The sequence below is a fragment of the Burkholderia sp. COPS genome, from assembly GCF_019425585.1.
GTDB lineage: Bacteria > Pseudomonadota > Gammaproteobacteria > Burkholderiales > Burkholderiaceae > Burkholderia > Burkholderia cepacia.
In genome coordinates, this window is sequence record NZ_WIXR01000055.1 from 25,484 (window position 1) to 49,432 (window position 23,949).

At 62.3% G+C, this 23,949-nt stretch carries 36 protein-coding genes; 33 read left to right on the forward strand and 3 right to left on the reverse strand.

Annotated features, from left to right (window positions below):
• The first annotated feature begins 1 nt into the window (after nt 1).
• From rplB to dsbD, 27 genes are all read left to right on the forward strand, one after another.
• The gene (rplB, locus tag FOZ70_RS32805) at nt 2–829 is read left to right on the forward strand and encodes a 50S ribosomal protein L2 (RefSeq protein ID WP_006482900.1); all 828 of its coding nucleotides are present in this window, start codon (nt 2–4) and stop codon (nt 827–829) included.
• Between the two features lie 10 nt (nt 830–839).
• Nucleotides 840–1,115, forward strand: a complete 276-nt coding sequence (gene rpsS, locus FOZ70_RS32810) for a 30S ribosomal protein S19 (RefSeq protein WP_004199273.1) — start codon at nt 840–842, stop codon at nt 1,113–1,115.
• 12 nt (nt 1,116–1,127) lie between these two features.
• Nucleotides 1,128–1,457, forward strand: coding sequence for a 50S ribosomal protein L22 (rplV, locus tag FOZ70_RS32815; protein ID WP_004199272.1), 330 nt, complete (start codon nt 1,128–1,130; stop codon nt 1,455–1,457).
• 11 nt (nt 1,458–1,468) lie between these two features.
• Entirely contained in the window at nt 1,469–2,269 is an 801-nt protein-coding gene (gene rpsC / locus FOZ70_RS32820; RefSeq protein WP_006482899.1) for a 30S ribosomal protein S3, read from the forward strand.
• A 2-nt stretch (nt 2,270–2,271) separates the two neighbouring features.
• Nucleotides 2,272–2,688: a 50S ribosomal protein L16 gene (gene rplP / locus FOZ70_RS32825; protein WP_006482873.1), complete on the forward strand. Its 417-nt coding sequence runs from the start codon at nt 2,272–2,274 to the stop codon at nt 2,686–2,688.
• Between the two features lie 9 nt (nt 2,689–2,697).
• Nucleotides 2,698–2,892: a 50S ribosomal protein L29 gene (gene rpmC, locus FOZ70_RS32830; RefSeq protein ID WP_006400652.1), complete on the forward strand. Its 195-nt coding sequence runs from the start codon at nt 2,698–2,700 to the stop codon at nt 2,890–2,892.
• A complete protein-coding gene (gene rpsQ / locus FOZ70_RS32835) occupies nt 2,889–3,161 on the forward strand; it encodes a 30S ribosomal protein S17 (protein WP_006477189.1) in 273 nt (90 codons plus the stop codon). Before rpmC ends, rpsQ begins: the two co-directional genes overlap by 4 nt.
• 309 nt (nt 3,162–3,470) lie before the next feature.
• On the forward strand, nt 3,471–3,839 hold the full coding sequence (gene rplN, locus FOZ70_RS32840) for a 50S ribosomal protein L14 (RefSeq protein ID WP_006482918.1): 369 nt from the start codon (nt 3,471–3,473) through the stop codon (nt 3,837–3,839).
• 9 nt (nt 3,840–3,848) lie between these two features.
• A complete protein-coding gene (rplX, locus tag FOZ70_RS32845) occupies nt 3,849–4,157 on the forward strand; it encodes a 50S ribosomal protein L24 (RefSeq protein WP_006477187.1) in 309 nt (102 codons plus the stop codon).
• 16 nt (nt 4,158–4,173) lie between these two features.
• Entirely contained in the window at nt 4,174–4,713 is a 540-nt protein-coding gene (gene rplE, locus FOZ70_RS32850; protein WP_006482882.1) for a 50S ribosomal protein L5, read from the forward strand.
• Between the two features lie 7 nt (nt 4,714–4,720).
• Nucleotides 4,721–5,026, forward strand: a complete 306-nt coding sequence (rpsN, locus tag FOZ70_RS32855; RefSeq protein ID WP_011350676.1) for a 30S ribosomal protein S14 — start codon at nt 4,721–4,723, stop codon at nt 5,024–5,026.
• Nucleotides 5,027–5,040: 14 nt separating this feature from the next.
• On the forward strand, nt 5,041–5,436 hold the full coding sequence (gene rpsH / locus FOZ70_RS32860) for a 30S ribosomal protein S8 (RefSeq protein WP_006477185.1): 396 nt from the start codon (nt 5,041–5,043) through the stop codon (nt 5,434–5,436).
• A gap of 18 nt (nt 5,437–5,454) precedes the next feature.
• Nucleotides 5,455–5,985, forward strand: a complete 531-nt coding sequence (gene rplF, locus FOZ70_RS32865; protein WP_006758786.1) for a 50S ribosomal protein L6 — start codon at nt 5,455–5,457, stop codon at nt 5,983–5,985.
• Nucleotides 5,986–5,997: 12 nt separating this feature from the next.
• Complete coding sequence (rplR, locus tag FOZ70_RS32870; protein ID WP_006477183.1) at nt 5,998–6,363, forward strand: 50S ribosomal protein L18; 366 nt, start codon at nt 5,998–6,000, stop codon at nt 6,361–6,363.
• Between the two features lie 14 nt (nt 6,364–6,377).
• A complete protein-coding gene (gene rpsE / locus FOZ70_RS32875) occupies nt 6,378–6,896 on the forward strand; it encodes a 30S ribosomal protein S5 (RefSeq protein ID WP_006482895.1) in 519 nt (172 codons plus the stop codon).
• A 15-nt stretch (nt 6,897–6,911) separates the two neighbouring features.
• Entirely contained in the window at nt 6,912–7,094 is a 183-nt protein-coding gene (rpmD, locus tag FOZ70_RS32880) for a 50S ribosomal protein L30 (RefSeq protein ID WP_006400644.1), read from the forward strand.
• 26 nt (nt 7,095–7,120) lie between these two features.
• Nucleotides 7,121–7,555 carry a 50S ribosomal protein L15 gene (gene rplO / locus FOZ70_RS32885; RefSeq protein WP_006482880.1) on the forward strand — a complete coding sequence of 145 codons (435 nt, stop codon included), beginning with the start codon at nt 7,121–7,123 and terminating at the stop codon, nt 7,553–7,555.
• A gap of 41 nt (nt 7,556–7,596) precedes the next feature.
• The gene (secY, locus tag FOZ70_RS32890; protein WP_006482915.1) at nt 7,597–8,946 is read left to right on the forward strand and encodes a preprotein translocase subunit SecY; all 1,350 of its coding nucleotides are present in this window, start codon (nt 7,597–7,599) and stop codon (nt 8,944–8,946) included.
• Nucleotides 8,947–8,954: 8 nt separating this feature from the next.
• Nucleotides 8,955–9,173, forward strand: a complete 219-nt coding sequence (gene infA, locus FOZ70_RS32895; RefSeq protein WP_004521905.1) for a translation initiation factor IF-1 — start codon at nt 8,955–8,957, stop codon at nt 9,171–9,173.
• Between the two features lie 20 nt (nt 9,174–9,193).
• The gene (gene rpmJ / locus FOZ70_RS32900; RefSeq protein ID WP_004199844.1) at nt 9,194–9,310 is read left to right on the forward strand and encodes a 50S ribosomal protein L36; all 117 of its coding nucleotides are present in this window, start codon (nt 9,194–9,196) and stop codon (nt 9,308–9,310) included.
• Between the two features lie 38 nt (nt 9,311–9,348).
• Entirely contained in the window at nt 9,349–9,714 is a 366-nt protein-coding gene (rpsM, locus tag FOZ70_RS32905) for a 30S ribosomal protein S13 (protein WP_006400641.1), read from the forward strand.
• A gap of 28 nt (nt 9,715–9,742) precedes the next feature.
• The gene (gene rpsK, locus FOZ70_RS32910) at nt 9,743–10,144 is read left to right on the forward strand and encodes a 30S ribosomal protein S11 (RefSeq protein WP_004197937.1); all 402 of its coding nucleotides are present in this window, start codon (nt 9,743–9,745) and stop codon (nt 10,142–10,144) included.
• 154 nt (nt 10,145–10,298) lie between these two features.
• Complete coding sequence (gene rpsD, locus FOZ70_RS32915; protein WP_021161733.1) at nt 10,299–10,922, forward strand: 30S ribosomal protein S4; 624 nt, start codon at nt 10,299–10,301, stop codon at nt 10,920–10,922.
• 124 nt (nt 10,923–11,046) lie between these two features.
• Entirely contained in the window at nt 11,047–12,024 is a 978-nt protein-coding gene (gene rpoA / locus FOZ70_RS32920) for a DNA-directed RNA polymerase subunit alpha (RefSeq protein WP_006477176.1), read from the forward strand.
• Between the two features lie 148 nt (nt 12,025–12,172).
• Nucleotides 12,173–12,568 (forward strand): 50S ribosomal protein L17, encoded by a 396-nt coding sequence (rplQ, locus tag FOZ70_RS32925; protein WP_006477175.1) that lies wholly within the window; start codon nt 12,173–12,175, stop codon nt 12,566–12,568.
• A 208-nt stretch (nt 12,569–12,776) separates the two neighbouring features.
• A complete protein-coding gene (cutA, locus tag FOZ70_RS32930; protein WP_021161734.1) occupies nt 12,777–13,103 on the forward strand; it encodes a divalent-cation tolerance protein CutA in 327 nt (108 codons plus the stop codon).
• Nucleotides 13,096–14,946, forward strand: a complete 1,851-nt coding sequence (gene dsbD, locus FOZ70_RS32935; protein WP_219707586.1) for a protein-disulfide reductase DsbD — start codon at nt 13,096–13,098, stop codon at nt 14,944–14,946. The genes cutA and dsbD overlap by 8 nt, the downstream gene beginning before the upstream one ends.
• 95 nt (nt 14,947–15,041) lie before the next feature.
• Here dsbD and hemB read toward each other — a convergent pair whose 3' ends face one another.
• Both hemB and yihA read right to left on the reverse strand, forming a co-directional pair.
• A complete protein-coding gene (gene hemB / locus FOZ70_RS32940; protein WP_021161736.1) occupies nt 15,042–16,040 on the reverse strand; it encodes a porphobilinogen synthase in 999 nt (332 codons plus the stop codon).
• Nucleotides 16,041–16,293: 253 nt separating this feature from the next.
• Nucleotides 16,294–16,953 carry a ribosome biogenesis GTP-binding protein YihA/YsxC gene (yihA, locus tag FOZ70_RS32945; RefSeq protein ID WP_021161737.1) on the reverse strand — a complete coding sequence of 220 codons (660 nt, stop codon included), beginning with the start codon at nt 16,951–16,953 and terminating at the stop codon, nt 16,294–16,296.
• 214 nt (nt 16,954–17,167) lie between these two features.
• Between yihA and FOZ70_RS32950 the strand changes: the two genes are divergently transcribed.
• From FOZ70_RS32950 to msrQ, 5 genes are all read left to right on the forward strand, one after another.
• Complete coding sequence (locus FOZ70_RS32950; RefSeq protein ID WP_027788576.1) at nt 17,168–17,821, forward strand: c-type cytochrome; 654 nt, start codon at nt 17,168–17,170, stop codon at nt 17,819–17,821.
• Between the two features lie 122 nt (nt 17,822–17,943).
• A complete protein-coding gene (locus FOZ70_RS32955) occupies nt 17,944–20,160 on the forward strand; it encodes a cytochrome c biogenesis protein ResB (protein ID WP_021161739.1) in 2,217 nt (738 codons plus the stop codon).
• Nucleotides 20,161–20,164: 4 nt separating this feature from the next.
• Complete coding sequence (gene ccsB / locus FOZ70_RS32960) at nt 20,165–21,355, forward strand: c-type cytochrome biogenesis protein CcsB (protein WP_021161740.1); 1,191 nt, start codon at nt 20,165–20,167, stop codon at nt 21,353–21,355.
• 158 nt (nt 21,356–21,513) lie between these two features.
• Entirely contained in the window at nt 21,514–22,509 is a 996-nt protein-coding gene (gene msrP, locus FOZ70_RS32965) for a protein-methionine-sulfoxide reductase catalytic subunit MsrP (protein WP_219707587.1), read from the forward strand.
• A 20-nt stretch (nt 22,510–22,529) separates the two neighbouring features.
• Nucleotides 22,530–23,216, forward strand: a complete 687-nt coding sequence (gene msrQ / locus FOZ70_RS32970) for a protein-methionine-sulfoxide reductase heme-binding subunit MsrQ (RefSeq protein WP_059555033.1) — start codon at nt 22,530–22,532, stop codon at nt 23,214–23,216.
• Nucleotides 23,217–23,292: 76 nt separating this feature from the next.
• On the opposite strand, the gene FOZ70_RS32975 is transcribed toward msrQ, so the two are convergent.
• The gene (locus FOZ70_RS32975; RefSeq protein ID WP_060130758.1) at nt 23,293–23,571 is read right to left on the reverse strand and encodes a lipoprotein; all 279 of its coding nucleotides are present in this window, start codon (nt 23,569–23,571) and stop codon (nt 23,293–23,295) included.
• Between the two features lie 36 nt (nt 23,572–23,607).
• On the opposite strand from FOZ70_RS32975, the gene cyaY reads away from it, so the two are divergent.
• A complete protein-coding gene (gene cyaY, locus FOZ70_RS32980; RefSeq protein ID WP_021161744.1) occupies nt 23,608–23,934 on the forward strand; it encodes an iron donor protein CyaY in 327 nt (108 codons plus the stop codon).
• Nucleotides 23,935–23,949: the final 15 nt, after the last annotated feature.

Here is a 23,949-nt window from a genome sequence, read left to right on the forward strand (position 1 = left end):
CATGGCAATCGTTAAAGTTAAGCCGACATCGCCGGGTCGCCGCGCGATGGTCAAGGTGGTCAACAAGAACCTGCACCAGGGCAAGCCGTTCGCGGCACTGCTCGACTCGCAGAGCTCGACCGCCGGCCGTAACAACAATGGCCGTATCACCACGCGTCACAAGGGTGGTGGTCACAAGCAACACTATCGTATCGTCGATTTCCGTCGCACGAAGGATGGCATCCCGGCAAAGGTCGAGCGTCTCGAGTACGACCCGAACCGTAGCGCGAACATCGCGCTGGTGCTCTACGCAGACGGCGAACGTCGCTACATCATCGCCCCGAAGGGCCTGACCGTCGGCCAACAGCTGATGTCGGGTTCGGAAGCGCCGATCCGCGCAGGCAACACGCTGCCGATCCGCAACATTCCGGTCGGTACGACGATCCACTGCATCGAGATGCTGCCGGGCAAGGGCGCGCAAATGGCGCGTTCGGCTGGTACGTCGGCCATGCTGCTCGCACGTGAAGGCGTCTACGCGCAGGTTCGTCTGCGTTCGGGCGAAATCCGCCGCGTGCACATCGAGTGCCGTGCAACGATCGGTGAAGTCGGCAACGAAGAGCATAGCCTGCGCCAGATCGGCAAGGCTGGCGCGAACCGCTGGCGCGGTATCCGCCCGACGGTGCGTGGCGTTGCGATGAACCCGGTTGATCACCCGCACGGTGGTGGTGAGGGCAAGACGGCTGCAGGTCGCGACCCGGTGAGCCCGTGGGGTACGCCGGCTAAGGGTTACCGCACCCGCAGCAACAAGCGCACGACGACGATGATCGTCCAGCGCCGTCACAAGCGTTAAGGAGTAGGCAATGGCACGTTCTGTTAAAAAAGGTCCGTTCTGCGACGCCCATTTGCTGAAGAAAGTTGAGGCGGCTGCAGCTTCGCGCGACAAAAAGCCGATCAAGACTTGGTCGCGTCGCTCGACGATTCTGCCGGATTTCATCGGCCTGACGATCGCTGTTCACAACGGCCGTCAACACGTTCCGGTGTACATCTCGGAAAACATGGTCGGCCACAAGCTTGGCGAGTTCGCACTGACCCGTACGTTCAAGGGTCACGCAGCCGACAAGAAGGCCAAGAAATAAGGGGCAATCAAGATGGAAGTGAAAGCAATTCATCGCGGTGCCCGCATCTCGGCGCAGAAAACGCGCCTTGTGGCTGACCAGATCCGCGGTTTGCCGGTCGACAAGGCGCTGAACGTTCTGACGTTCTCGCCGAAGAAGGCGGCTGGCATCGTGAAGAAGGTTGTGCTGTCGGCAATCGCGAATGCGGAGCACAACGAAGGCGCTGATATCGACGAGCTCAAGATCAAGAGCATCTACGTCGACAAGGCTGCATCGCTCAAGCGTTTCACCGCGCGCGCCAAGGGCCGCGGTAACCGCATCGAGAAGCAATCCTGTCACATCACTGTGACGGTCGGGAATTAAGGAGCCATACGATGGGACAGAAAATTCATCCGACTGGCTTCCGCCTGGCTGTCAGCCGCAATTGGGCTTCGCGTTGGTACGCGAACAACAACAATTTCGCGGCGATGCTGCAGGAAGACATCGGTGTTCGTGAATACCTGAAGAAGAAGCTGAAGAACGCTTCGGTCGGTCGGGTGGTCATCGAGCGTCCGGCGAAGAACGCGCGCATCACGATTTACAGCTCGCGTCCGGGCGTGGTCATCGGCAAGAAGGGCGAGGATATCGAACAGCTGAAGACGGAACTGCAACGCCGCATGGGCGTTCCGGTTCACGTCAACATCGAAGAAATCCGCAAGCCGGAAACCGATGCTCAGCTGATCGCTGACTCGATCACGCAACAGCTCGAGCGCCGGATCATGTTCCGTCGCGCGATGAAGCGTGCGATGCAGAACGCGATGCGTCTGGGTGCCCAAGGCATCAAGATCATGAGCGCGGGCCGTCTGAACGGTATCGAAATCGCTCGTACGGAGTGGTATCGCGAAGGTCGCGTGCCGCTTCACACGCTGCGTGCTGATATCGACTACGCGACTTCGGAAGCGAAGACGACTTACGGGATCATCGGCGTCAAGGTGTGGGTCTACAAGGGCGATACGCTCGGCCGCAACGACGCACCGGTGGTGGAAGAAGTAGCCGAAGACAAGCGTCCGCGTCGCAATGCGCGTCCGGGCGACCGTCGTCCGCGCCGTGACGGCGAAGGCGGCGCTCCGGGTGCTCGTCGTGGCGCACCGCGCCGCGGCGCCGGCAAGCCCGAAGACGGCAAGACTGGAGAATAACGATGCTGCAACCGAAACGCAGAAAGTATCGTAAAGAGCAGAAGGGTCGTAACACCGGCAAGGCGACGCGCGGCAACGCAGTGTCGTTCGGTGAATTCGGCCTGAAGGCGATCGGTCGCGGTCGTTTGACCGCACGTCAGATTGAAGCGGCGCGTCGTGCAATGACGCGTCACATCAAGCGTGGCGGCCGCATCTGGATCCGGATCTTCCCGGACAAGCCGATTTCGCAGAAGCCGGCCGAAGTGCGTATGGGTAACGGTAAGGGTAACCCGGAGTACTACGTCGCCGAGATTCAGCCGGGCAAGATGCTCTATGAAATGGACGGCGTAACCGAAGAACTGGCACGCGAAGCGTTCCGTCTGGCTGCAGCCAAGCTGCCGCTGAAGACGGCATTCATCGTGCGCCAGCTCGGCGCCTAAGGAGAAAACATGAAGGCTTCCGAACTTCTCCAGAAAGACCAGGCCGCGCTCAACAAGGAGCTGGCGGACCTGCTGAAGGCGCAATTCGGCCTGCGCATGCAACTCGCGACCCAGCAGCTCACGAACACGAGCCAGCTGAAGAAGGTTCGTCGCGACATCGCACGTGTGCGGACCGTCATGACTCAGAAGGCGAACCAGAAATGAACGATAGCGTGAAAACCTCGCTGAAGCGGACGCTGGTCGGTCGGGTCGTCAGCAACAAGATGGACAAGACCGTCACCGTGCTGATCGAGCACCGCGTCAAGCATCCGATCTACGGCAAGTATGTCGTGCGCTCGAAGAAGTACCACGCGCACGATGAAGCGAACACCTACAACGAAGGCGATCTCGTCGAAATCCAGGAAACTCGTCCTGTTTCGAAGACGAAGGCCTGGACGGTGTCGCGCCTCGTCGAAGCAGCTCGCGTCATCTAAGCGGGCAGCGCAGTAGGCAGTAACGGGCACTTCTCCACGAAGTGCTTGAAATCGCAAAGTTTTTGCTTGCGTGACCAGGGTTATTTGTTATAATCCTGGTCTTCCCTCTTTATGGGAGCCCCGTCGCGGGCGAAGTTGGTGGGGGAAGCGGACTGGCGCCTGCCTGTCCGAAAGATTCACCGAATTGCGATGGCGGGTTTCGTTTGCCGTCGCTGCTGTTCCAACCCAAGCAGCCGATTGGCTGACGGGACCAAGACTGACCGAATGCATCATGGTGGTGCATCCGGATTAAGTTGGGAAAGACAAACCATGATCCAGACCGAATCTCGGCTCGAAGTAGCCGACAACACGGGTGCACGTGAAGTCCTGTGCATCAAGGTGCTCGGCGGCTCGAAGCGTCGTTATGCCGGCATTGGCGACATCATCAAGGTGAGCGTCAAAGAGGCAACGCCGCGCGGGCGCGTGAAGAAAGGCGAAATTTACAACGCCGTGGTGGTCCGCACCGCCAAGGGCGTGCGCCGTCAAGACGGCTCGCTGATCAAGTTCGACGGCAACGCCGCTGTGCTTTTGAATAACAAGCTCGAGCCGATCGGCACCCGTATCTTCGGGCCGGTGACGCGTGAGCTGCGTAGCGAACGATTCATGAAGATCGTTTCGCTGGCGCCGGAAGTGCTGTAAGGAGTCGCGATGAACAAGATTCGCAAAGGTGACGAAGTCATCGTCGTCACTGGCAAGGACAAGGGCAAGCGCGGCGTCGTGCTGGCTGTCGGTGCAGAGCATGTGACGGTTGAAGGTATCAACCTCGTCAAGAAGCATGTGAAGCCGAACCCGATGAAGGGTACGACGGGTGGCGTGGAAGCGAAGACGATGCCCCTGCATATTTCGAACGTCGCACTGGTCGACGCGAATGGCAAGGCGTCGCGTGTTGGCATCAAGGTCGAGGAAGGCAAGAAGGTTCGCTTCCTGAAGACGACCGGTGCCGTACTGAGCGCCTGACGCAGCGGAGTAAAAAATGGCTCGTTTTCAAGAGTTTTACAAAGAAAAGGTTGTGCCCGGCCTGATCGAGAAGTTCGGTTACAAGTCGGTCATGGAAGTGCCGCGCATCACCAAGATCACGCTGAACATGGGTCTTGGCGAAGCGATCGCTGACAAGAAGATCATCGAGAACGCCGTTGGCGACCTCACGAAGATCGCTGGTCAGAAGCCGGTCGTGACGAAGGCACGCAAGGCAATCGCAGGCTTCAAGATCCGCCAGGGTTACCCGATCGGCGCGATGGTGACGCTGCGTGGCCGTGCAATGTACGAATTCCTCGACCGTTTCGTGACGGTTGCCCTGCCCCGCGTGCGTGACTTCCGCGGCGTGTCGGGTCGTGCTTTCGATGGCCGTGGCAACTACAACATCGGTGTGAAAGAGCAGATCATTTTCCCCGAAATCGACTACGACAAGATCGACGCACTGCGTGGGCTGAACATCAGCATCACGACGACTGCGAAGACCGACGACGAAGCAAAGGCTCTGCTCGCCAGCTTCAAGTTCCCGTTCAGAAACTGAGGTTACCGTGGCTAAACTGGCACTGATCGAACGTGAAAAGAAGCGCGCCCGCCTGGTCGCGAAGTTCGCAGCAAAGCGCGATGCGCTGAAGGCGATCGTCGAAGACCAAAGCAAGTCGGAAGAAGAGCGCTACGAAGCACGCCTTGAGCTGCAGCAATTGCCCCGCAACGCAAACCCGACCCGCCAGCGTAACCGCTGCGCAATCACGGGCCGTCCGCGTGGCACGTTCCGTAAATTCGGCCTCGCGCGTAACAAGATTCGTGAAATCGCATTCCGTGGCGAGATTCCTGGCCTGACCAAGGCGAGCTGGTAATAGGAGAAACGTAAATGAGCATGAGTGATCCTATCGCCGATATGCTGACTCGCATCCGCAACGCGCAGATGGTCGAGAAGGTATCGGTTGCGATGCCCTCGTCGAAGGTCAAGGTTGCAATCGCACAAGTCCTGAAGGACGAAGGTTACATCGACGATTTCGCCGTCAAGGCGGAAGGTGCGAAGTCCGAACTGAATATCGCGCTGAAGTACTACGCAGGTCGCCCGGTCATCGAACGCCTCGAGCGCGTGTCGAAGCCTGGTCTGCGCGTGTACCGCGGCCGTAACGACATTCCGCAGGTCATGAACGGCCTGGGCGTGGCAATCGTGTCGACGCCGAAGGGCGTGATGACCGACCGCAAGGCGCGCGCTACCGGCGTCGGCGGCGAAGTCATCTGCTACGTCGCTTAAAGCCGAGGAGAGAGAAACATGTCTCGAGTAGGTAAGAGCCCGATCGCGCTGCAAGGCGCGGAAGTCAAGCTGGCCGACGGTGCGATCACCGTCAAGGGCCCGCTGGGCACCATCACGCAAGCGATCAATCCGCTCGTGAACGTGGCGAACAACGACGGCACGCTGAACCTGTCGCCGGTGGATGAAAGCCGCGAAGCAAATGCACTGTCGGGCACGATGCGCGCGATCATCGCGAATGCCGTGCACGGCGTGACCAAGGGTTTCGAGCGCAAGCTGACGCTGGTTGGCGTCGGTTATCGTGCGCAAGCGCAAGGCGACAAGCTGAACCTGTCGCTGGGTTTCTCGCACCCGGTGGTGCACCAGATGCCGGAAGGCGTCAAGGCAGAAACCCCGACGCAAACCGAAATCGTGATCAAGGGGATCAACAAGCAACAAGTCGGTCAAGTAGCTGCGGAAGTTCGCGGTTACCGTCCGCCGGAGCCCTACAAGGGCAAGGGCGTGCGCTATTCCGACGAGGTTGTGATCCTCAAAGAAACGAAGAAGAAGTAAGGGTGCGCAATCATGGATAAGACTCAATCTCGCCTGCGCCGCGCTCGCCAGACGCGTATCAAGATCGCTGAGCTGCAGGTCGCGCGTCTCGCCGTGCATCGCACGAACACGCACATCTACGCTCAAGTGTTCTCGCCCTGCGGCACCAAGGTGCTCGCCAGCGCGTCGACGCTCGAAGCAGAAGTGCGCGCTGAACTGGCCGACAAGTCGGGCAAGGGCGGCAACGTTAATGCCGCGACGCTGATCGGCAAGCGTATTGCCGAGAAGGCAAAGGCTGCCGGCATCGAATCCGTCGCCTTCGACCGCTCGGGCTTCCGCTACCACGGCCGCGTCAAGGCGCTGGCTGAGGCAGCTCGCGAAGCTGGGCTCAAGTTCTAAGGAAGGAATTCGTCATGGCAAAGATGCAAGCGAAAGTTCAGGCTGACGAGCGCGACGACGGCCTTCGCGAAAAGATGATTTCGGTCAACCGCGTGACCAAGGTCGTGAAGGGTGGCCGTATTCTCGGCTTCGCCGCACTGACCGTGGTTGGCGACGGCGATGGCCGCATCGGTATGGGCAAGGGCAAGGCGAAGGAAGTGCCGGTCGCTGTCCAGAAGGCAATGGAACAAGCTCGCCGCAACATGTTCAAGGTGCCGCTCAAGAACGGCACGCTGCAACACGAAGTGCACGGCAAGCATGGCGCATCCGCTGTCCTCCTCGCTCCGGCGAAGGCAGGTACGGGCGTGATCGCCGGCGGCCCGATGCGCGCAGTGTTCGACGTGATGGGCGTTCAGAACGTCGTGGCAAAGAGCCACGGTTCGACGAACCCGTACAACCTCGTTCGCGCCACGCTGGACGGTCTGCGCAAGCAGTCCACCCCGGCAGACATCGCGGCGAAGCGCGGCAAGTCCGTCGAAGAAATTTTGGGCTAAGCCCGGGTGGTCACCATGTCTGAAAAAACTGTCAAGGTTCAGCTCGTTAAGAGCCTGATCGGGACCCGCGAATCGCACCGCGCGACCGTGCGTGGCCTGGGCCTGCGCCGACTCAACTCGGTCAGCGAGCTTCAGGACACGCCGGCGGTCCGCGGCATGATCAACAAGGTCTCGTACCTCGTTAAGGTCATCGCGTAAGCGGCCCTACGGATCAAGGAGTTGATATGGAATTGAATAACCTGAAGCCGGCAGCTGGCGCCAAGCACGCCAAGCGTCGCGTCGGCCGTGGCATCGGTTCGGGCCTCGGCAAGACGGCTGGCCGTGGTCACAAGGGTCAGAAATCGCGTTCGGGCGGCTTCCACAAAGTCGGTTTCGAAGGCGGTCAGATGCCGCTGCAACGTCGTCTGCCGAAGCGCGGCTTCACGTCGCTGACGAAGGAATTCGTCGGTGAAGTGCGCCTGGGCGACCTCGAGAAGCTGCCGGTCGATGAGATCGATCTGCTCGCACTGAAGCAAGCCGGCCTGGTCGGCGAGCTGACGAAGAGCGCAAAGATCATCGCGACGGGCGAACTGAAGCGCAAGATCGTCGTGAAGGGTCTCGGTGCCACCAAGGGTGCGCGTGCTGCGATCGAAGCGGCTGGCGGTTCGTTCGCCGAGTGACACGCTAGCGCGTCGTCATTTGCATTCATCGGAGAAGGTACTTGGCTAACAGCCCGAGTCTTGCAAAACCCGGTCGAAGCACGGCGAAATTCGGCGATCTGCGCCGGCGAGCGATGTTCCTGCTCCTGGCGCTGATCGTCTATCGCATCGGCGCGCACATTCCCGTGCCGGGCATCGATCCGGATCAACTGGCTAAGCTGTTCCAGAGCCAGGCGGGCGGCATCCTGGGCATGTTCAACATGTTCTCGGGTGGCGCGCTTTCCCGCTTCACGATCTTTGCGCTGGGGATCATGCCGTACATTTCGGCGTCGATCATCATGCAGTTGCTGGCGATCGTATCGCCGCAGCTCGAGGCGCTGAAGAAGGAAGGGCAGGCAGGGCAACGGAAGATCACGCAGTACACACGGTATTTCACCGTCGTGCTCGCGACCTTCCAGGCGTTCGGTATCGCGGCTGCGCTGGAAAACCAGCCGGGCCTCGTCACCGATCCCGGCATGCTGTTCCGTCTGACGACGGTCGTGACGCTGGTTACCGGCACGATGTTCCTGATGTGGCTCGGCGAGCAGATTACCGAGCGTGGTCTGGGCAACGGTATCTCGATCATCATCTTCGGCGGGATCGCAGCAGGGTTCCCGAATGCCGTCGGTGGATTGTTCGAGCTGGTGCGTACGGGTTCGATGAGCATCATTTCGGCGATCATCATCGTCGTCCTGATTGCCGCGGTGACTTACCTGGTCGTGTTCATCGAACGCGGGCAGCGCAAGATCCTCGTGAACTACGCGAAGCGCCAGGTCGGCAACAAGATCTACGGTGGGCAGTCGTCGCATCTGCCGCTGAAGTTGAACATGTCGGGTGTGATTCCGCCGATCTTCGCATCGTCGATCATTCTGTTCCCGGCAACGATTCTCGGCTGGTTCAGTACCGGTCAGCCGACGGGAAGCTGGATTTCCAACACGTTGCATAACGTTGCGGAAGCGCTGAAGCCGGGCCAGCCGGTCTATGTGTTGCTGTACACGCTGGCGATCGTGTTTTTCTGCTTCTTCTACACCGCACTGGTGTTCAACAGCAGGGAAACCGCAGACAACCTGAAGAAGAGCGGCGCGTTTGTTCCGGGTATCCGTCCGGGCGATCAGACCGCACGATATATCGACCGCATCCTCACGCGTCTGACGCTGGCCGGTGCGATCTACATCGTCTTCGTGTGTCTGCTGCCGGAATTCCTGGTGCTGCGCTGGAACGTGCCGTTTTATTTTGGTGGAACGTCGCTGCTGATCATTGTCGTCGTCACGATGGACTTTATGGCGCAGGTGCAGTCGTACGTTATGTCGCAACAGTATGAGTCACTGCTCAAGAAGGCTAACTTCAAGGGCGGCAACATCCCAATGCGTTAATAAGGACTATGGCCAAAGACGATGTAATCCAGATGCAGGGCGAGGTGATCGAAAACCTCCCGAATGCGACCTTCCGCGTGAAGCTGGAAAACGGCCATGTCGTGTTGGGGCATATCTCCGGAAAGATGCGGATGCACTACATCCGCATTCTCCCGGGCGACAAGGTGACGGTTGAATTGACGCCTTACGATCTGTCTCGTGCGCGGATCGTGTTCCGGGCGAAGTGATTTGAAAAAAGGGTATTATCATGAAAGTGATGGCATCGGTTAAGCGCATTTGCCGCAATTGCAAGATCATCAAGCGCAAAGGCGTCGTTCGCGTGATCTGCAGCTCGGATCCGCGCCACAAGCAGCGCCAAGGCTGACCGCGCGTTTGTTTGCGCTTTTTGTTTGAGGAAAAACAATGGCTCGTATCGCAGGGGTTAACATCCCGAATCACCAGCATACCGAGATTGGCCTGACGGCTATCTTCGGTATCGGCCGCACCCGTTCGCGCAGCATCTGCGTGGCAGCTGGCGTCGATTTTTCGAAGAAGGTCAAGGACTTGACCGACGCAGACTTGGAAAAGCTGCGTGAAGAAGTGGGCAAGTTTGTCGTCGAAGGCGATCTGCGCCGTGAAGTGACGATGAACATCAAGCGCCTGATGGACCTCGGTTGCTACCGTGGTGTTCGTCATCGCAAGGGCCTGCCGATGCGCGGTCAGCGTACGCGTACGAACGCACGTACTCGCAAGGGTCCGCGTCGTGCAGCGCAAGCGCTGAAGAAGTAAGCGGAACTGACAGTTACAGGAAAACGTAATGGCTAAGGCTTCGAACACCGCGGCGCAACGCGTTCGCAAGAAGGTTAAGAAGAACGTCGCTGAAGGCGTGGTTCACGTTCACGCGTCGTTCAACAACACGATCATCACGATCACCGATCGCCAAGGCAACGCACTGGCATGGGCGACGTCGGGCGGTCAGGGCTTCAAGGGCTCGCGCAAATCGACGCCGTTCGCTGCCCAGGTCGCAGCCGAGTCGGCTGGCCGCGTCGCGATGGAATACGGCGTGAAGAATCTGGAAGTGCGGATCAAGGGCCCGGGCCCGGGTCGTGAGTCGGCAGTGCGCGCACTGCACGGCCTCGGCATCAAGATCACCGCGATTTCGGATGTCACCCCGATTCCGCACAACGGCTGCCGTCCGCCGAAGCGTCGTCGTATCTAAAGATGTGCTGGCACGTTCGTGCTGGCACATTGCCTGTCGCCGCGTAGCGTCGACGGGCGTTGCTTTTTTGATTGACTAAGCCCACCGTTCGCCCCAAAGGGAGCGAACTAGCGCGGATTTCGATCCGCGTGACTGATTGATAAAGGAATGCAAAGTGGCACGTTATATCGGCCCTAAGGCCAAGCTGTCCCGCCGTGAAGGCACCGACCTGTTCCTGAAGAGCGCGCGCCGCTCGCTCGCCGACAAGTGCAAGCTCGACAGCAAGCCGGGCCAGCACGGCCGTACCTCGGGCGCACGTACGTCCGACTACGGTACGCAGCTGCGTGAAAAGCAGAAGGTCAAGCGCATTTACGGCGTGCTGGAGCGTCAGTTCCGTCGCTACTTCGCTGAAGCCGACCGCCGCAAGGGCAACACGGGTGAAAACCTGCTGCAACTGCTCGAGTCGCGCCTCGACAACGTCGTGTATCGCATGGGCTTCGGCTCGACCCGCGCTGAAGCGCGTCAGCTGGTGAGCCACAAGTCGATCACCGTGAACGGCGTCGTCGCAAACGTCCCGTCGCAGCAAGTGAAGGCGGGTGACATCGTCGCGATCCGCGAAAAGGCGAAGAAGCAAGCGCGTATCGTCGAAGCGCTGTCGCTGGCCGAGCAAGGCGGCATGCCGAGCTGGGTTGCAGTCGATGCGAAGAAGTTCGAAGGCACGTTCAAGCAAATGCCGGAACGCGCTGAAATCGCAGGCGACATCAACGAAAGCCTGATCGTCGAATTGTATTCGCGTTAATCCGATTGACGGCCGAGGTACCCCGATTGCGTTGCGCAAGGAGGGGCCTCGGCTGTTTATTTTCTGGTTGTTACCGGTCAGCCTTATCGGTGTAACGAGCCGAGGGTATTGAAAAGGAAAGCCCATGCAAACCAGTTTGCTGAAACCCAAGATCATCGCCGTGGAATCGCTGGGCGAGAACCACGCGAGGGTGGTCATGGAACCGTTCGAACGCGGTTACGGCCATACCTTGGGCAATGCGCTTCGCCGCGTGCTGCTGTCGTCGATGGTTGGCTACGCGCCGACCGAAGTGACGATCGCGGGCGTGGTGCACGAGTACTCGACGCTGGATGGCGTGCAGGAAGACGTCGTCAACCTGCTGCTGAACCTGAAGGGCGTGGTGTTCAAGCTGCATAACCGTGACGAAGTGACGGTTACGCTGCGCAAGGAAGGTGAAGGCGTTGTCACGGCCGGCGATATCGAGCTGGCTCATGACTGCGAAGTCATCAACCCGAATCACGTGATTGCGCACCTGTCGAAGGGTGGCAAGCTCGACGTTCAGATCAAGATCGAAAAGGGTCGCGGCTATGTGCCCGGCAACGTCCGTCGCTACGGCGAAGACACGGCCAAGATCATCGGCCGCATCGTCCTCGACGCATCGTTCTCGCCGGTTCGCCGCGTGAGCTATGCGGTCGAAAGCGCACGTGTCGAGCAGCGTACCGACCTCGACAAGCTCGTGATGAACATCGAAACGAGCGGTGTGATCACGCCGGAAGAAGCGATCCGTCAATCGGCCCGCATCCTGGTCGACCAGCTGTCCGTGTTCGCGGCGCTGGAAGGCACGGAAACGGCAGCCGAAGCGCCGTCGCGTGCACCGCAGATCGATCCGATCCTCCTGCGTCCGGTGGACGATCTCGAGCTGACGGTTCGTTCGGCGAACTGCCTGAAGGCCGAGAACATCTACTACATCGGCGATCTCATCCAGCGCACGGAAAACGAGCTGCTGAAGACGCCGAACCTCGGTCGCAAGTCGCTCAACGAGATCAAGGAAGTGCTCGCTTCGCGCGGTCTCACGCTGGGCATGAAGCTCGAAAACTGGCCGCCGGCTGGTCTCGACAAGTAAGCCCGCTTGTAGCGCTGCTGTTGCTGTAGTTGGCAAAGATGCGGATTTTCCTTTAAAATCCGCATCTTGCTTTTTTCGTTACCGGCCCGTGCACCCATCGAGGTGCGATAGAAGAGCTGGATCAAAACTTTGAATCAAGGAAACTGAAATGCGCCATCGTCATGGTCTGCGGAAACTGAACCGCACGAGCAGCCACCGTCTGGCTATGCTCCGTAACATGTCCAACTCGCTGATCGAGCACGAAGTCATCAAGACGACGCTGCCGAAGGCGAAGGAACTCCGTAAAGTCGTCGAGCCGCTGATCACGCTCGGCAAGAAGCCGTCGCTGGCAAACCGTCGCCTGGCGTTCAACCGCCTGCGCGATCGTGACTCGGTGGCGAAGCTGTTCGACGTGCTCGGTCCGCGTTTCGCGAACCGTCCGGGCGGCTACCTGCGCGTGCTGAAGTTCGGCTTCCGCGTGGGCGACAACGCACCGATGGCACTGGTCGAACTGCTCGATCGTCCGGAAGTCGACGAAACGGAAAACGTGCAAGAAGCTGAATAAGCTTCCGGTACGCAGCAGTATCTGAAAGGGGCCGAGCAATTGCTTGGCCCTTTTTGTTTTTGAAGCGGCGGCTGCGATCGATTGTCGCAGGGTGGTGCCGGCAGCGTTGCGCGGGCTGCGCTACGATACGGGGCAGCCGGTGCGCTCCCGGGTGGGCAATGTGCGTCGGCAGGAGTCAGGTGCCGATAGACCAGCCAGGAGGGCGCGGATGATAGTGGTGCTGATGCTGACGACGGTGCCCGATGCCGCGACCGCCGAAGCGCTTTCCGCCGGTGCGCTCGATGCGCGGCTTGCCGCGTGTGTGTCGGAGCTCGGTGCGATCAGGTCGCGCTATCACTGGCAGGGCAAGGTCGAAACGGCCGACGAGATCCAGTTGCTGTTCAAGACGAGCCCCGTGCGGGCGCTCGAACTGGAGCGATTTATTCTCGCGCATCATCCATACGAGACGCCGGAAATCGTCTCGTGGCAGGCGACGGCCTCGGCCGCTTACGGCCAGTGGGTGACCAGCGAAACTCAACGTCTATTTCATGTTTAACGGTATGGCGCTTTCCGTGCGCGTGCGCGCGCTGCGGTTCCTCGCAGTCCTGTTGTCGTTCATGCTCGTGCTGGGCGGCGGCCTGTCGGTCGCGCGCGCGGCCGACGATTTCCTCGATCCGTCGGTGGCGTTCAAGTTCAGCGCGAGCGAATCGCCGGGGCAGGTGGACGTCCGCTTCAAGGTCGCCAACGGCTATTACCTGTACCGCGAGCGGTTCGCGTTCGCGGTGAAGAGCGGGCAGGCGACGCTCGGCGAGCCGCAGTTCCCCGCCGGCCATGTGAAGTTCGACCAGACGTTCCAGAAGAATGTCGAGACCTACCGCGACGAAGTCGTCGTTCACGTGCCCGTCAAGCAGGCGCAGGGGCCGTTCGAGCTCGCGGTGACGTCGCAGGGCTGCGCCGACGAAGGGATCTGCTATCCGCCCGCCGAGCACGTCGTGAAGGTCGACGGCTCCGCGCTGGGTGCGGCCTCGTCTTCCGGCGATGCGGCTGCCGAGGGCAGTTGGTTCGACAAGGTCACGAGCGCCGATTTCGCGCAGTCGCTGCTCGAGGGGCACGGCTTCTTCACGATCGTCGCGCTGTATTTCGTCGCGGGCGTCGTGCTGAGCCTCCTGCCGTGTTCGTACCCGATGATCCCGATTGTGTCGGCGATCATCATCGGCCAGGGCACGCGCGCGACGCATGCGCGCGGCTTTGCGCTGTCGCTGACGTACGTGGTCGGTATGGCGCTCGTCTATACGGTGCTGGGCATCGCCGCGGCGCTGATCGGCCAGAGCCTCGGCGCGTGGCTGCAGAACCCGTGGGTGCTCGGCACGTTCGGCGTGCTGCTCACCGCGTTCGCGGTGTCGCTGATTTCGGGCAAGGACATCGCGCTGCCCGCGCGCTGGCAGAACGGTGCAGCCGAAGTGTCGAGCGCGCGACAGGGCGGTCACTTCGTTGCGGTTGCCGCGATGGGCGCGTTGTCCGCGCTGGTGGTCGGCGCATGCATGACGGCGCCGCTGTTCGCGGTGCTCGCTTTCATCGCACACACGGGCAATGCACTGCTCGGCGGTGCCGCGCTGTTCGCGATGGGGTTGGGGCTCGGCGTGCCGTTGCTCGTGGTCGGCATCGGTGCGGGTACGGTGCTGCCGCGCGCAGGTGCATGGATGGACGGCGTGAAGGTGTTCTTCGGCATCGTGCTGCTCGCGGCCGCGCTGTGGATCGTGTGGCCGGTGCTGGCCGGCGGCCTGAAGATGGTGCTCGCCGCGTTGTGGCTGCTCATCGCGGCTGCGGCACTTGGCCTGTTCACGCCGCATGCCGGCGCCGCGTCGATCTGGCGCCGCCTCGGCCGTGGCCTCGGCGCCGCGCTCGCGATCTGGGCGGCGACGCTGCTGGTCGGTCTTGCAGCGGGCTCCAACGACCCCGTGAAACCGCTGGCTGTCCTTGCTGCGCGCACGGTCGCGTCGGGCGATGTGTCGGCAGCCGGCGCGGCTGCCGGGCAGCAGGGGCCGGCGTTCGCGTCGGTGCGCTCCAGCGGCGAACTCGACGCGCTGCTGAAGACGTCGGGCCAGCCCGTGATGCTCGACTTCTACGCCGACTGGTGCGTGAGCTGCAAGGAGATGGAGCATCTGACGTTCACGGATTCACGCGTGCAGGCGCGGCTCGCGCAGCTTCACCTGGTACGTGCGGACGTCACCGCGAACAATCCGGACGACCAGGCGCTGCTCAAGCGCTTCAACCTGTTCGGGCCGCCGGGCATCATCTTCTTCGATCGCAACGGCAACGAAATCGGCCGTGTGGTCGGCTATCAGGCGGCCGAGACGTTTCTGCGCAGTCTCGATCGCGCGGCGGTACCAACGGTGTAGCGCACGCTTGTCGGTGGCTTGTACACCGACTGCAAACGAAAACGGCGGGACACCGAAGTGTCCCGCCGTTTTTCGTGGCGCTGCCGGCGCGTGGCTCAGCGCTGCGCTTTCAGGAGGCGTGCGGCGTCGAGTGCGAAGTACGTGAGCACGCCGTCGGCGCCCGCACGCTTGAACGCGAGCAGCGATTCGAGCACGACCTTGTCGTGGTCGAGCCACCCGTTCATCGCGGCGGCCTTCAGCATCGCGTATTCGCCGCTCACCTGGTACACGTAGGTCGGGAAGCGGAACTCGTCCTTCACCCGGCGCACGATGTCGAGATACGGCATGCCGGGCTTGACCATCACCATGTCGGCGCCTTCGTCGATGTCGAGGCGCACTTCGCGCAACGCTTCGTCGCTGTTCGCCGGATCCATCTGGTAGGTCATCTTGTTGCCCTTGCCCAGGTTGGACGCCGAGCCGACCGCGTCGCGGAACGGGCCATAGAACGCCGATGCGAACTTGGCCGAATAGGCCATGATGCGCGTATGGATATGGCCGTCGCTTTCCAGCATCTCGCGGATTGCGCCGATGCGGCCGTCCATCATGTCCGACGGCGCGACGATGTCGACGCCGGCTTCCGCCTGTGCGCGTGCCTGATCGATCAGGATCTCGATCGTGTCGTCGTTGATCACGTAGCCGTTCTCGTCGAGCACGCCGTCCTGGCCGTGGCTCGTGTACGGATCGAGTGCGACGTCGGTCAGCACGCCGAGTTCGGGGAAGCGCTTCTTCAGCTCGCGCACCGCGCGCGGGATCAGGCCTTCCGGGTTGGCTGCCTCGCGGCCGTCAGGCGTTTTCACCGACGGCTCGATGGCCGGGAACAGCGACAGCACAGGCACGCCGAGTTCGACGCATTGCTCGGCGACATGCATCAGCAGATCGACGGACACGCGTTCGACGCCGGGCATCGACGGCACCGGCTGCCGTTCGTTGGTGCCTTCGACGACGAATACCGGATAGATCAGGTCGTCGGTGGTCAGGCGGTTTTCGCGCATCAGGCGCCGGGAGAAGTCGTCGCGGCGCATCCGGCGCGGACGATGAAGCGGATGAAAGCTCATGGCGATTGGGTAGAAATCAGGGCAAGAAGGACCTTACGGAACCCTTCGGTCATTTTCGGGAGCGTTGGTATATGATAGCGATCGAGCGGCACGCGTCGCGTGCAGCTCCCCGCTTCTCCTCCCTGAGCGGGTGCCTGTCGTTTTTCGATTAGGCTGTTTGACCCGCCGTTCAACGGCGGGTTTTTTTATGAGCCGGCCGAATCCGCAGGCGCCGTCAGGTGCGCGCCGCCGATCCCGGCCGCGCGTTGCCCGATCATTGTGCTACAGGCTCGCTTTTTTCGTCGGCGGCGGACGGCCGCACCCAGCTCTCAATCAGTTCGTGCGCCTCGTCGAGCCCCGTGCGCTTCATCGCAGAGAACAGCTGGACCGTCAGCTTGCCCTGGACGCCCTGGTCACGATACGCATCGAGCCCCTTTTGCGTGGTCCGCAGCGCATTGATGCTTTCTTGCCGCGTCAATTTGTCGCACTTCGTCAGCAGCGTGTGGATCGGCTTGCCGGTCGGTACGAACCACTCGATCATGCGGCGATCGAGGTCGGTGAGCGGGCGGCGCGAATCCATCATCAGAATCAGGCCGCAAAGCTGCGAGCGGGTTGCCAGGTAGGACGACAGCAGCATTTCCCAGTGGGCCTTGGCGGCGCCGGGCACTTCCGCGTAGCCGTAGCCGGGCAGGTCGACGAGATTCGCGACGGGCTCGGCGGCCGGGCCGACGGAGAAGTAGTTGATATGCTGCGTGCGGCCGGGCGTCTTCGACGCGAAGGCCAGCCGCTTCTGGTTGCACAGCACGTTGATCGCCGTCGACTTGCCGGCATTCGAGCGGCCCGCGAACGCGATTTCCGGCTGGACCGTCGGCGGCAGGTCGCGCAGATGGTTGACGGTCGTGTAGAAGCGGGCTTGATGGAGCAGAAAGGCCATGGGAACCGGAAGGACGGGCGGCGCGAGCCGCTTGGTGGAGGCGGGGTAGCCCCGATAGGCGCGGGAGCTTTCAACGCGATATTGTACAATACGGCGGTTTTGCCGAAGGCCACCGGGCGCCTGCCTCGCGCTTTTATGTGGCTTCTGCGGTAGACTGAACGCCGTCGTTTTTTGCAGAACCTCAAATTCCCACAAGACGAAACAGGGTGTGCGAATGAATCGACTGTGCAAGTCTCTGATGGTGCTTCAGGTTGCAGCAGGGTTCGTAGGTTTCGTGGCGGAGGCAAACGCGGCGGAGGCGGCAAAGCCGGATCTCGACCGCGGCAAGGCGATTGCCGGGCAGGTGTGCGCATCGTGTCACGGTGCCGATGGCAATAGCGCGTCGGGCAGTTTCCCGAAGCTTGCCGGCCAGCATCCCGAATATCTGGTCAAGCAGTTGAACGACTTCAAGACGCAGCCGGGCGCGAAGGGGCCGGTGCGGACCAACGCGGTGATGGTCGGATTCGCGAGCGCGCTGAGCGCGGACGACATGCGCAACGTCGCCGCGTACTACGGGTCGCAGACGACGAAGCTCGGCACCGCACGCGATGCGGCGACTGTGCCGATCGGCCAGAAGATCTATCGCGGCGGCATCGCGGAGAAGGGCGTACCCGCCTGCGCGAGCTGCCACGGGCCGACAGGGCAGGGTCTCCCGGTCCAGTATCCGCGTCTGTCGGGGCAGTGGGCCGATTACACGGTCGCGCAGTTGACCGCGTTCCAGCAGGGTGCCGGCGCGCGCAACAACAACGAGGCGATGCATCAGATCGCGACGCGGCTGTCGGACAACGAGATCAAGGCCGTCGCGGATTACATCGCGGGCCTGCGTTGAGCGGTCAGCCGCGAATGAAATGACCGGGCGCCCGAAGGGCGGCCGGAGTCAGAACAAGAAAAGGGTGGGGCGCCGCGCAGTCGCGGCCGCCTTGCCCTTTTTTGTTGTCAGTCGGAGTTTGAATGAGCGTTACCACGTCGGGGTTGCAGTCGAAGTCGGGTCAGGGTGCGTCGAAGCGCGCGGTCGAGCTGCTGAGCTCGATGCGCTTCGCGATTGCGTTGCTGGTGGTGCTGTCGATTGCGAGCATCATCGGCACGGTCCTGACCCAGGACGATCCGTATCCGAATTACGTGAACCAGTTCGGGCCGTTCTGGGCGGACATCTTCCGCTCGCTCGGCCTGTACAACGTGTACAGCGCGTGGTGGTTCATGCTGATCCTGATCTTCCTCGTCGTGTCGATCTCGCTGTGCGTGATCCGCAACGCACCGAAGATGCTCGCCGATGCAAAGAGCTGGAAGGACAAGGTTCGCGAAGGCAGCCTGCGGGCTTTCCACCACAAGGCCGAGTACACGGCGTCCGGCACGCGCGCGACCGTCGCGGCAACGCTCGCCACCTTCGTCACCAAGGCCGGCTACAAGCACGTCGTGCGTGAAAACGACGGCGCGACGCTGATCTCCGCGAAGCGCGGCGCGATGACCAAGTGGGGCTACATTTCCGCGCACCTCGCGATCGTCGTGATCTGTATCGGCGGCCTGCTCGACAGCAATCTGCCGATCAAATTCCAGATGTGGATGTTCGGCAAGAGCCCGGTCAACACGAGCGCGACGATCAGCGAAATCTCGCCCGACCACCGCCTGTCCGCGTCGAACCCGACGTTCCGCGGCTACGCGTGGGTGCCCGAGGGCCAGTTCGTGTCGACCGCGATCCTGAACCAGCCGAGCGGCTCGCTGATCCAGGACCTGCCGTTCTCGATCCAGCTCAACAAGTTCATCGTCGACTACTACACGACGGGCATGCCGAAACTGTTCGCGAGCGACATCGTCGTGATCGATCGCGAGACCGGCCGGAAAATCCCGGCGCGCGTCGAGGTCAACAAGCCGTTCACGTACAAGGGTGTGTCGATCTACCAGTCGAGCTTCCAGGACGGCGGCTCGCAGATGCAGATGACGGCCTATCCGATGACGGGCGGCAACGCGAAGACCTTCCCCGTGCAGGGCACGATCGGCAGTTCGGCGCCGCTGCAGATGCCGGGCGCCGACGGCGACACGATCGAGTTCGCCGATTTCCGCGCGATCAACGTCGAGAACATGGCCGACGCGAACGGCAAGCCGGACGTGCGTGGTGTGGCGACGACGAGCTCGCTGAAGGAAGTGTTCGACGAACGGCTCGGCTCCGGCGCGAAGACGTCGAAGCCGACGCAGCTCCACAACATCGGCCCGTCCGTGCAGTACAAGATTCGCGGCAAGGACGGCCAGGCGCGCGAATTCAACAACTACATGCTGCCCGTCGACATGAACGGCGAGCGCGTGTTCCTCGCCGGCGTGCGCACGAGCCCGAACGACCCGTTCCGCTACATGCGGATTCCGGCCGACAGCCAGGATTCGATCGGCGAATGGATGCACCTGCGCGCCGCGCTCGAGGATCCCTCCGTGCGCGCCGAAGCCGCCGCGCGCTTCGCGCAGCGTTCGCTGCCGGGCACCGACGCATCGCTGCGCGGCCGCCTGCAGGACAGTGCGTTGAAGGTGCTGACCCTGTTTGCGGCGAGCGACGACAGCGTCGGCCGCGGCGCCGACGGCCAGCCGATCGGCGGCTTCCAGGCCGTGGCGACGTTCATCGATCGCTCGGTGCCCAAGGCCGAGCAGGAGAAGGCCGCGAGCCTGCTGCTGCGGATGCTCGAAGGCTCGATGTGGGAGGTCTGGCAGATCGCGCGCGAGCGTGCGGGGGAGCCGGCGGCACAGCAGGGCACCGACACGATCCGTTTCGTACAGAACGCGATCAACGCGCTATCCGACAGCTTTTTGTATGGATCGCCGGTCTATTTGCAGCTTGACTCATTCAAGCAGGTGCAAGCTTCGGTATTTCAGTTGACGCGCGCACCCGGCAAGAATCTGGTGTATCTTGGCAGCCTGCTGCTGGTCGCCGGCATCTTCTCGATGTTCTACGTGCGCGAGCGGCGCCTCTGGTTCTGGCTGAAGGACGCCGGTTCGGGCGTCGATGTGGTGATGGCAATGTCCACGGCCCGCAAGACCTTCGATTTCGAGAAAGAATACGTGCAGACGCGCGACGCGGCCGGTGCCGCCTTGCACGCCGCACCTCGCGATGCCGCGCCGGCCGGTGCGGCATCGACGGCCCGCTCGCCTGCCGGCGGCGGTTCCGATTCCGAGAATTCCACCCGGTAACATCATGGATCTCACGCAAGTTTCCTCTTCCCATCGGGCGTCGGCCCAGGCGCCGGTCACGGCACCGCTGTTCGACGATCGTCCGTTCCTCGCGCGCCTGTCGTTGCTCGACTGGCTGTTCGCACTGGCGCTCGTGGTGGGCGCGGGCTATGCGCTCGTGCACTACAACGCGCACATGGATTACTACGACAAGGCGGTGATGATCGGCACCGTGCCGGCGCTCATCGCGCTCGGCTGGCGCTGGAAGCCCGCGCGGCTGATGATGGCGTCGATCGCCGTGCTGGCGCTGCTGTCGATCCAGATCTACCAGGGCGATCTCGCGCGCGCCGATTCGGCGTTCCTCCTCAAGTACTTCCTGTCGAGCCAGTCGGCCATCCTGTGGATGAGCGCGCTGTTCGTGCTCGCGACGATCTTCTACTGGATCGGCCTGCTCGCGCGTTCGGAATCGGGCTCCGCGATCGGCCAGAAGCTCACGTGGGTTGCCGTGCTGATGGGCTTCACCGGCCTGATGGTGCGCTGGTACGAGTCCTACCTGATCGGTGCGGATGTCGGGCACATTCCGGTGTCGAACCTCTATGAAGTGTTCGTGCTGTTCAGCCTGATCACCGCGCTGCTCTATCTGTATTACGAAGGCCACTACGGGACGCGTTCGCTCGGCGCGTTCGTGCTGCTGGTGATCAGCGCGGCGGTGGGCTTCCTGATGTGGTATTCGGTCGCGCGCGATGCGCAGCAGATCCAGCCGCTCGTGCCGGCGCTGCAGAGCTGGTGGATGAAGATCCACGTGCCGGCGAACTTCATCGGCTACGGCAGCTTCGCGCTGTCGGCGATGGTGTCGGTCGCGTACCTGATGAAGGAGCGCGGTGTGCTCGCCGATCGCCTGCCGACGCTCGACGTGCTCGACGACGTGATGTACAAGTCGATCGCGGTCGGTTTCGCGTTCTTCACGATCGCGACGATCCTCGGCGCGCTGTGGGCGGCCGAGGCATGGGGCGGCTACTGGAGCTGGGACCCGAAGGAAACCTGGGCGCTGATCGTGTGGCTCAACTATGCGGCGTGGCTGCACATGCGCCTGATGAAGGGCCTGCGCGGGACGGTGGCCGCATGGTGGGCGCTGACGGGCCTGCTCGTGACGACCTTCGCGTTCCTCGGCGTCAACATGTTCCTGTCCGGGCTGCACAGCTACGGCAAGCTGTAAGATTCCCGCTGCTCGTCCGACTATGAGACCGCCGGTGCACTGCGTGCCCGGCGGTTTTCTTTTGTAACGGACGGGCGGTCCGGCCATCGAACGGCGCAAGATGAGGCCGGTCGAACGCCCATGAAGCTGCGCGCGGCGCAGGCAGGAGGAGCAGCACGATGTGGATCAAACGCCCTTTGCTGAACGTACTGACCGGTGGCGATATCGCGCCCGGCGAAATCACGCCGCGCGCGCTCTTCGAGAACCGGCGGCGCGTGTTGCAGGCGGCCGGCCTCGCGGCGGCGGGCGGGCTGCTCGGCGGCAGCGGCGCGGCATTTGCCGCCTATGCGTCGCCCGACGCGCGGGCGGCGAAGCTCGCGGCGAAAACGAACCCGAAGTTCGTCGCGGCCGACAAGGTGACGCCGTTCAAGGACATCACGTCCTACAACAACTTCTACGAATTCGGCACCGACAAGAGCGACCCCGCGCAGAATGCGGGCACGCTGCGGCCGCGCCCGTGGCGTGTGAGCGTCGAGGGCGAGGTGTTGCATCCGAAGGTGTTCGATCTCGACGAACTGCTGAAGCTCGCGCCGCTCGAGGAGCGCGTGTACCGGTTGCGCTGCGTCGAGGGATGGTCGATGGTGATCCCGTGGATCGGCGTGCCGCTGTCCGAGCTGATCAAGCGGGTGCAGCCGACCGGCAATGCGAAATACGTGCAGTTCATCACACTGGCCGACCCGTCGCAGATGCCCGGCCTGTCGACACCCGTGCTCGACTGGCCATACTCGGAAGGGCTGCGGATGGACGAGGCGATGAATCCGCTGACGCTGCTGACGATGGGCGTCTACGGACAGGTGCTGCCGAACCAGAACGGCGCGCCGGTGCGTATCGTCGTGCCGTGGAAGTACGGCTTCAAGAGTGCGAAGTCGCTTGTGAAGATTCGCTTCGTCGACAAGCAGCCGAAGACGAGCTGGAACACGTATGCGTCGAACGAGTACGGTTTTTATTCGAACGTGAACCCGAACGTCGATCATCCACGCTGGAGCCAGGCGACCGAGCGGCGCATCGGCGAGGACGGCTTTTTCACGCCGAAGCGCAAGACGCTGATGTTCAACGGCTACGGCGACCTGGTCGCGTCGATGTATCAGGGCATGGACCTGAAGAAGAATTTCTGAGGGCGAAGGTGAGAAACGACATGCCTCCTTCGACGCTGACGCCCGCGCGTGCAGCGGGCGCCGGCCCGGCTGCACGTGCCGTGCGGGCCGGTGCGACTCGCCCTGCCGCGCCGCGCTGGCTCGCACCGGCCAAGGTGCTGGTATTCGCGGCGGGCCTTTATCCGCTCACGCGTCTCGTGCTGTTCGGGCTGACCGACCGGCTCGGCGCGAATCCGATCGAGTTCATCACGCGCTCGACGGGCCTCTGGACGCTCGTGATGCTGTGCGTCACGCTCGCCGTCACGCCGCTTCGGCGCATGACGGGGTTCGCCACGCTGCTGCGCTTTCGCCGGATGATCGGGCTGTTCGCGTTCTTCTACGCGACGCTGCACTTCACGACTTACCTGTGGTTCGACAAGTGGTTCGACGTCGTCGCGATCCTGAAGGACGTCGGCAAGCGCCCGTTCATCACGGTCGGTTTCGCCGCGTTCGTGCTGCTGATTCCCCTCGCGGCAACGTCGCCGCGCGCGATGGTGCGCCGGCTCGGCCGCCACTGGGCGACGCTGCACAGCGCGATCTACGCGATCGCGCTGTTCGGTGTGCTGCACTTCTGGTGGATGAGGGCCGGCAAGCACGATCTCGCGCAGCCGAAGCTGTATGCGGCGATCGTCGTCGCGCTGCTCGGCTGGCGGCTGGTTGCATGGGGATGGCGGCGCGTGCGCGCGTGATGGCGCAGCCAAAAACAAAAGGCGATGACCGGGAAGTCATCGCCTCGTTTCGCGAGCCTGCGCAGGCGGCGCGTCGTTACTTCGCGACAGCCGGGCTCGATGCCGGTGCAGCCGTGGCGGATGTCCCGCTCGACAATTCGGGCGACAGCATGAGCGGCGTGCCGGACGAATCGGGCACACTGTCGGACGACGCGTTTTCATCGGTCGGCTTCACGTCCGACGGCGGTGTGTCCTGCTGCTGGAGTGGCTTGGGCAGCGGAGGCACGGTGGGCAGATAGAGCGCGCCGCTTTGACCGCAGCCGGCAAGAATCGCCAAAGCCGCTACAATCGCGCTCATCCGGAAAACGACTCGCATGATCGTCCCTGAACAATTGAACCGATAGAGTTTAGCATGTCCGATACCGAATACCTGACCCGTGCCGAGGCCGTGCTGGCGGCCGTCGAGCGTACCGTCGACGACGCCAACGACGGCGATCACGACATCGATCTGGAGCGCAACGGCAGCGTCCTGACGCTGACGTTCGAGAACGGCTCGAAGATCATCGTCAACCTGCAGCCGCCGATGAAGGAGGTGTGGATTGCCGCGAAGGCCGGCGGTTTCCATTACCGGTTCATCGACGGCGCATGGCGCGATACGCGCACGGGCACCGAGTTCTTCTCGGCGCTCACCGAATACGCGACGCAGCAGGCCGGCCTGCCGATCACGTTCAGTGCATGACGATCGGGGCCCGCC

What these genes read in the sequence shown, in the direction of transcription:
- rplB (WP_006482900.1), top strand. Translation starts at nt 2, where the DNA reads ATGGCAATCGTTAAAGTTAAGCCGACATCGCCGGGTCGCCGCGCGATG.
- rpsS (WP_004199273.1), top strand. Translation starts at nt 840, where the DNA reads ATGGCACGTTCTGTTAAAAAAGGTCCGTTCTGCGACGCCCATTTGCTG.
- rplV (WP_004199272.1), top strand. Translation starts at nt 1,128, where the DNA reads ATGGAAGTGAAAGCAATTCATCGCGGTGCCCGCATCTCGGCGCAGAAA.
- rpsC (WP_006482899.1), top strand. Translation starts at nt 1,469, where the DNA reads ATGGGACAGAAAATTCATCCGACTGGCTTCCGCCTGGCTGTCAGCCGC.
- rplP (WP_006482873.1), top strand. Translation starts at nt 2,272, where the DNA reads ATGCTGCAACCGAAACGCAGAAAGTATCGTAAAGAGCAGAAGGGTCGT.
- rpmC (WP_006400652.1), top strand. Translation starts at nt 2,698, where the DNA reads ATGAAGGCTTCCGAACTTCTCCAGAAAGACCAGGCCGCGCTCAACAAG.
- rpsQ (WP_006477189.1), top strand. Translation starts at nt 2,889, where the DNA reads ATGAACGATAGCGTGAAAACCTCGCTGAAGCGGACGCTGGTCGGTCGG.
- rplN (WP_006482918.1), top strand. Translation starts at nt 3,471, where the DNA reads ATGATCCAGACCGAATCTCGGCTCGAAGTAGCCGACAACACGGGTGCA.
- rplX (WP_006477187.1), top strand. Translation starts at nt 3,849, where the DNA reads ATGAACAAGATTCGCAAAGGTGACGAAGTCATCGTCGTCACTGGCAAG.
- rplE (WP_006482882.1), top strand. Translation starts at nt 4,174, where the DNA reads ATGGCTCGTTTTCAAGAGTTTTACAAAGAAAAGGTTGTGCCCGGCCTG.
- rpsH (WP_006477185.1), top strand. Translation starts at nt 5,041, where the DNA reads ATGAGCATGAGTGATCCTATCGCCGATATGCTGACTCGCATCCGCAAC.
- rplF (WP_006758786.1), top strand. Translation starts at nt 5,455, where the DNA reads ATGTCTCGAGTAGGTAAGAGCCCGATCGCGCTGCAAGGCGCGGAAGTC.
- rplR (WP_006477183.1), top strand. Translation starts at nt 5,998, where the DNA reads ATGGATAAGACTCAATCTCGCCTGCGCCGCGCTCGCCAGACGCGTATC.
- rpsE (WP_006482895.1), top strand. Translation starts at nt 6,378, where the DNA reads ATGGCAAAGATGCAAGCGAAAGTTCAGGCTGACGAGCGCGACGACGGC.
- rpmD (WP_006400644.1), top strand. Translation starts at nt 6,912, where the DNA reads ATGTCTGAAAAAACTGTCAAGGTTCAGCTCGTTAAGAGCCTGATCGGG.
- rplO (WP_006482880.1), top strand. Translation starts at nt 7,121, where the DNA reads ATGGAATTGAATAACCTGAAGCCGGCAGCTGGCGCCAAGCACGCCAAG.
- infA (WP_004521905.1), top strand. Translation starts at nt 8,955, where the DNA reads ATGGCCAAAGACGATGTAATCCAGATGCAGGGCGAGGTGATCGAAAAC.
- rpmJ (WP_004199844.1), top strand. Translation starts at nt 9,194, where the DNA reads ATGAAAGTGATGGCATCGGTTAAGCGCATTTGCCGCAATTGCAAGATC.
- rpsM (WP_006400641.1), top strand. Translation starts at nt 9,349, where the DNA reads ATGGCTCGTATCGCAGGGGTTAACATCCCGAATCACCAGCATACCGAG.
- rpsK (WP_004197937.1), top strand. Translation starts at nt 9,743, where the DNA reads ATGGCTAAGGCTTCGAACACCGCGGCGCAACGCGTTCGCAAGAAGGTT.
- rpoA (WP_006477176.1), top strand. Translation starts at nt 11,047, where the DNA reads ATGCAAACCAGTTTGCTGAAACCCAAGATCATCGCCGTGGAATCGCTG.
- rplQ (WP_006477175.1), top strand. Translation starts at nt 12,173, where the DNA reads ATGCGCCATCGTCATGGTCTGCGGAAACTGAACCGCACGAGCAGCCAC.
- cutA (WP_021161734.1), top strand. Translation starts at nt 12,777, where the DNA reads ATGATAGTGGTGCTGATGCTGACGACGGTGCCCGATGCCGCGACCGCC.
- dsbD (WP_219707586.1), top strand. Translation starts at nt 13,096, where the DNA reads ATGTTTAACGGTATGGCGCTTTCCGTGCGCGTGCGCGCGCTGCGGTTC.
- hemB (WP_021161736.1), bottom strand. Translation starts at nt 16,040, where the DNA reads ATGAGCTTTCATCCGCTTCATCGTCCGCGCCGGATGCGCCGCGACGAC.
- yihA (WP_021161737.1), bottom strand. Translation starts at nt 16,953, where the DNA reads ATGGCCTTTCTGCTCCATCAAGCCCGCTTCTACACGACCGTCAACCAT.
- FOZ70_RS32950 (WP_027788576.1), top strand. Translation starts at nt 17,168, where the DNA reads ATGAATCGACTGTGCAAGTCTCTGATGGTGCTTCAGGTTGCAGCAGGG.
- FOZ70_RS32955 (WP_021161739.1), top strand. Translation starts at nt 17,944, where the DNA reads ATGAGCGTTACCACGTCGGGGTTGCAGTCGAAGTCGGGTCAGGGTGCG.
- ccsB (WP_021161740.1), top strand. Translation starts at nt 20,165, where the DNA reads ATGGATCTCACGCAAGTTTCCTCTTCCCATCGGGCGTCGGCCCAGGCG.
- msrP (WP_219707587.1), top strand. Translation starts at nt 21,514, where the DNA reads ATGTGGATCAAACGCCCTTTGCTGAACGTACTGACCGGTGGCGATATC.
- msrQ (WP_059555033.1), top strand. Translation starts at nt 22,530, where the DNA reads ATGCCTCCTTCGACGCTGACGCCCGCGCGTGCAGCGGGCGCCGGCCCG.
- FOZ70_RS32975 (WP_060130758.1), bottom strand. Translation starts at nt 23,571, where the DNA reads ATGCGAGTCGTTTTCCGGATGAGCGCGATTGTAGCGGCTTTGGCGATT.
- cyaY (WP_021161744.1), top strand. Translation starts at nt 23,608, where the DNA reads ATGTCCGATACCGAATACCTGACCCGTGCCGAGGCCGTGCTGGCGGCC.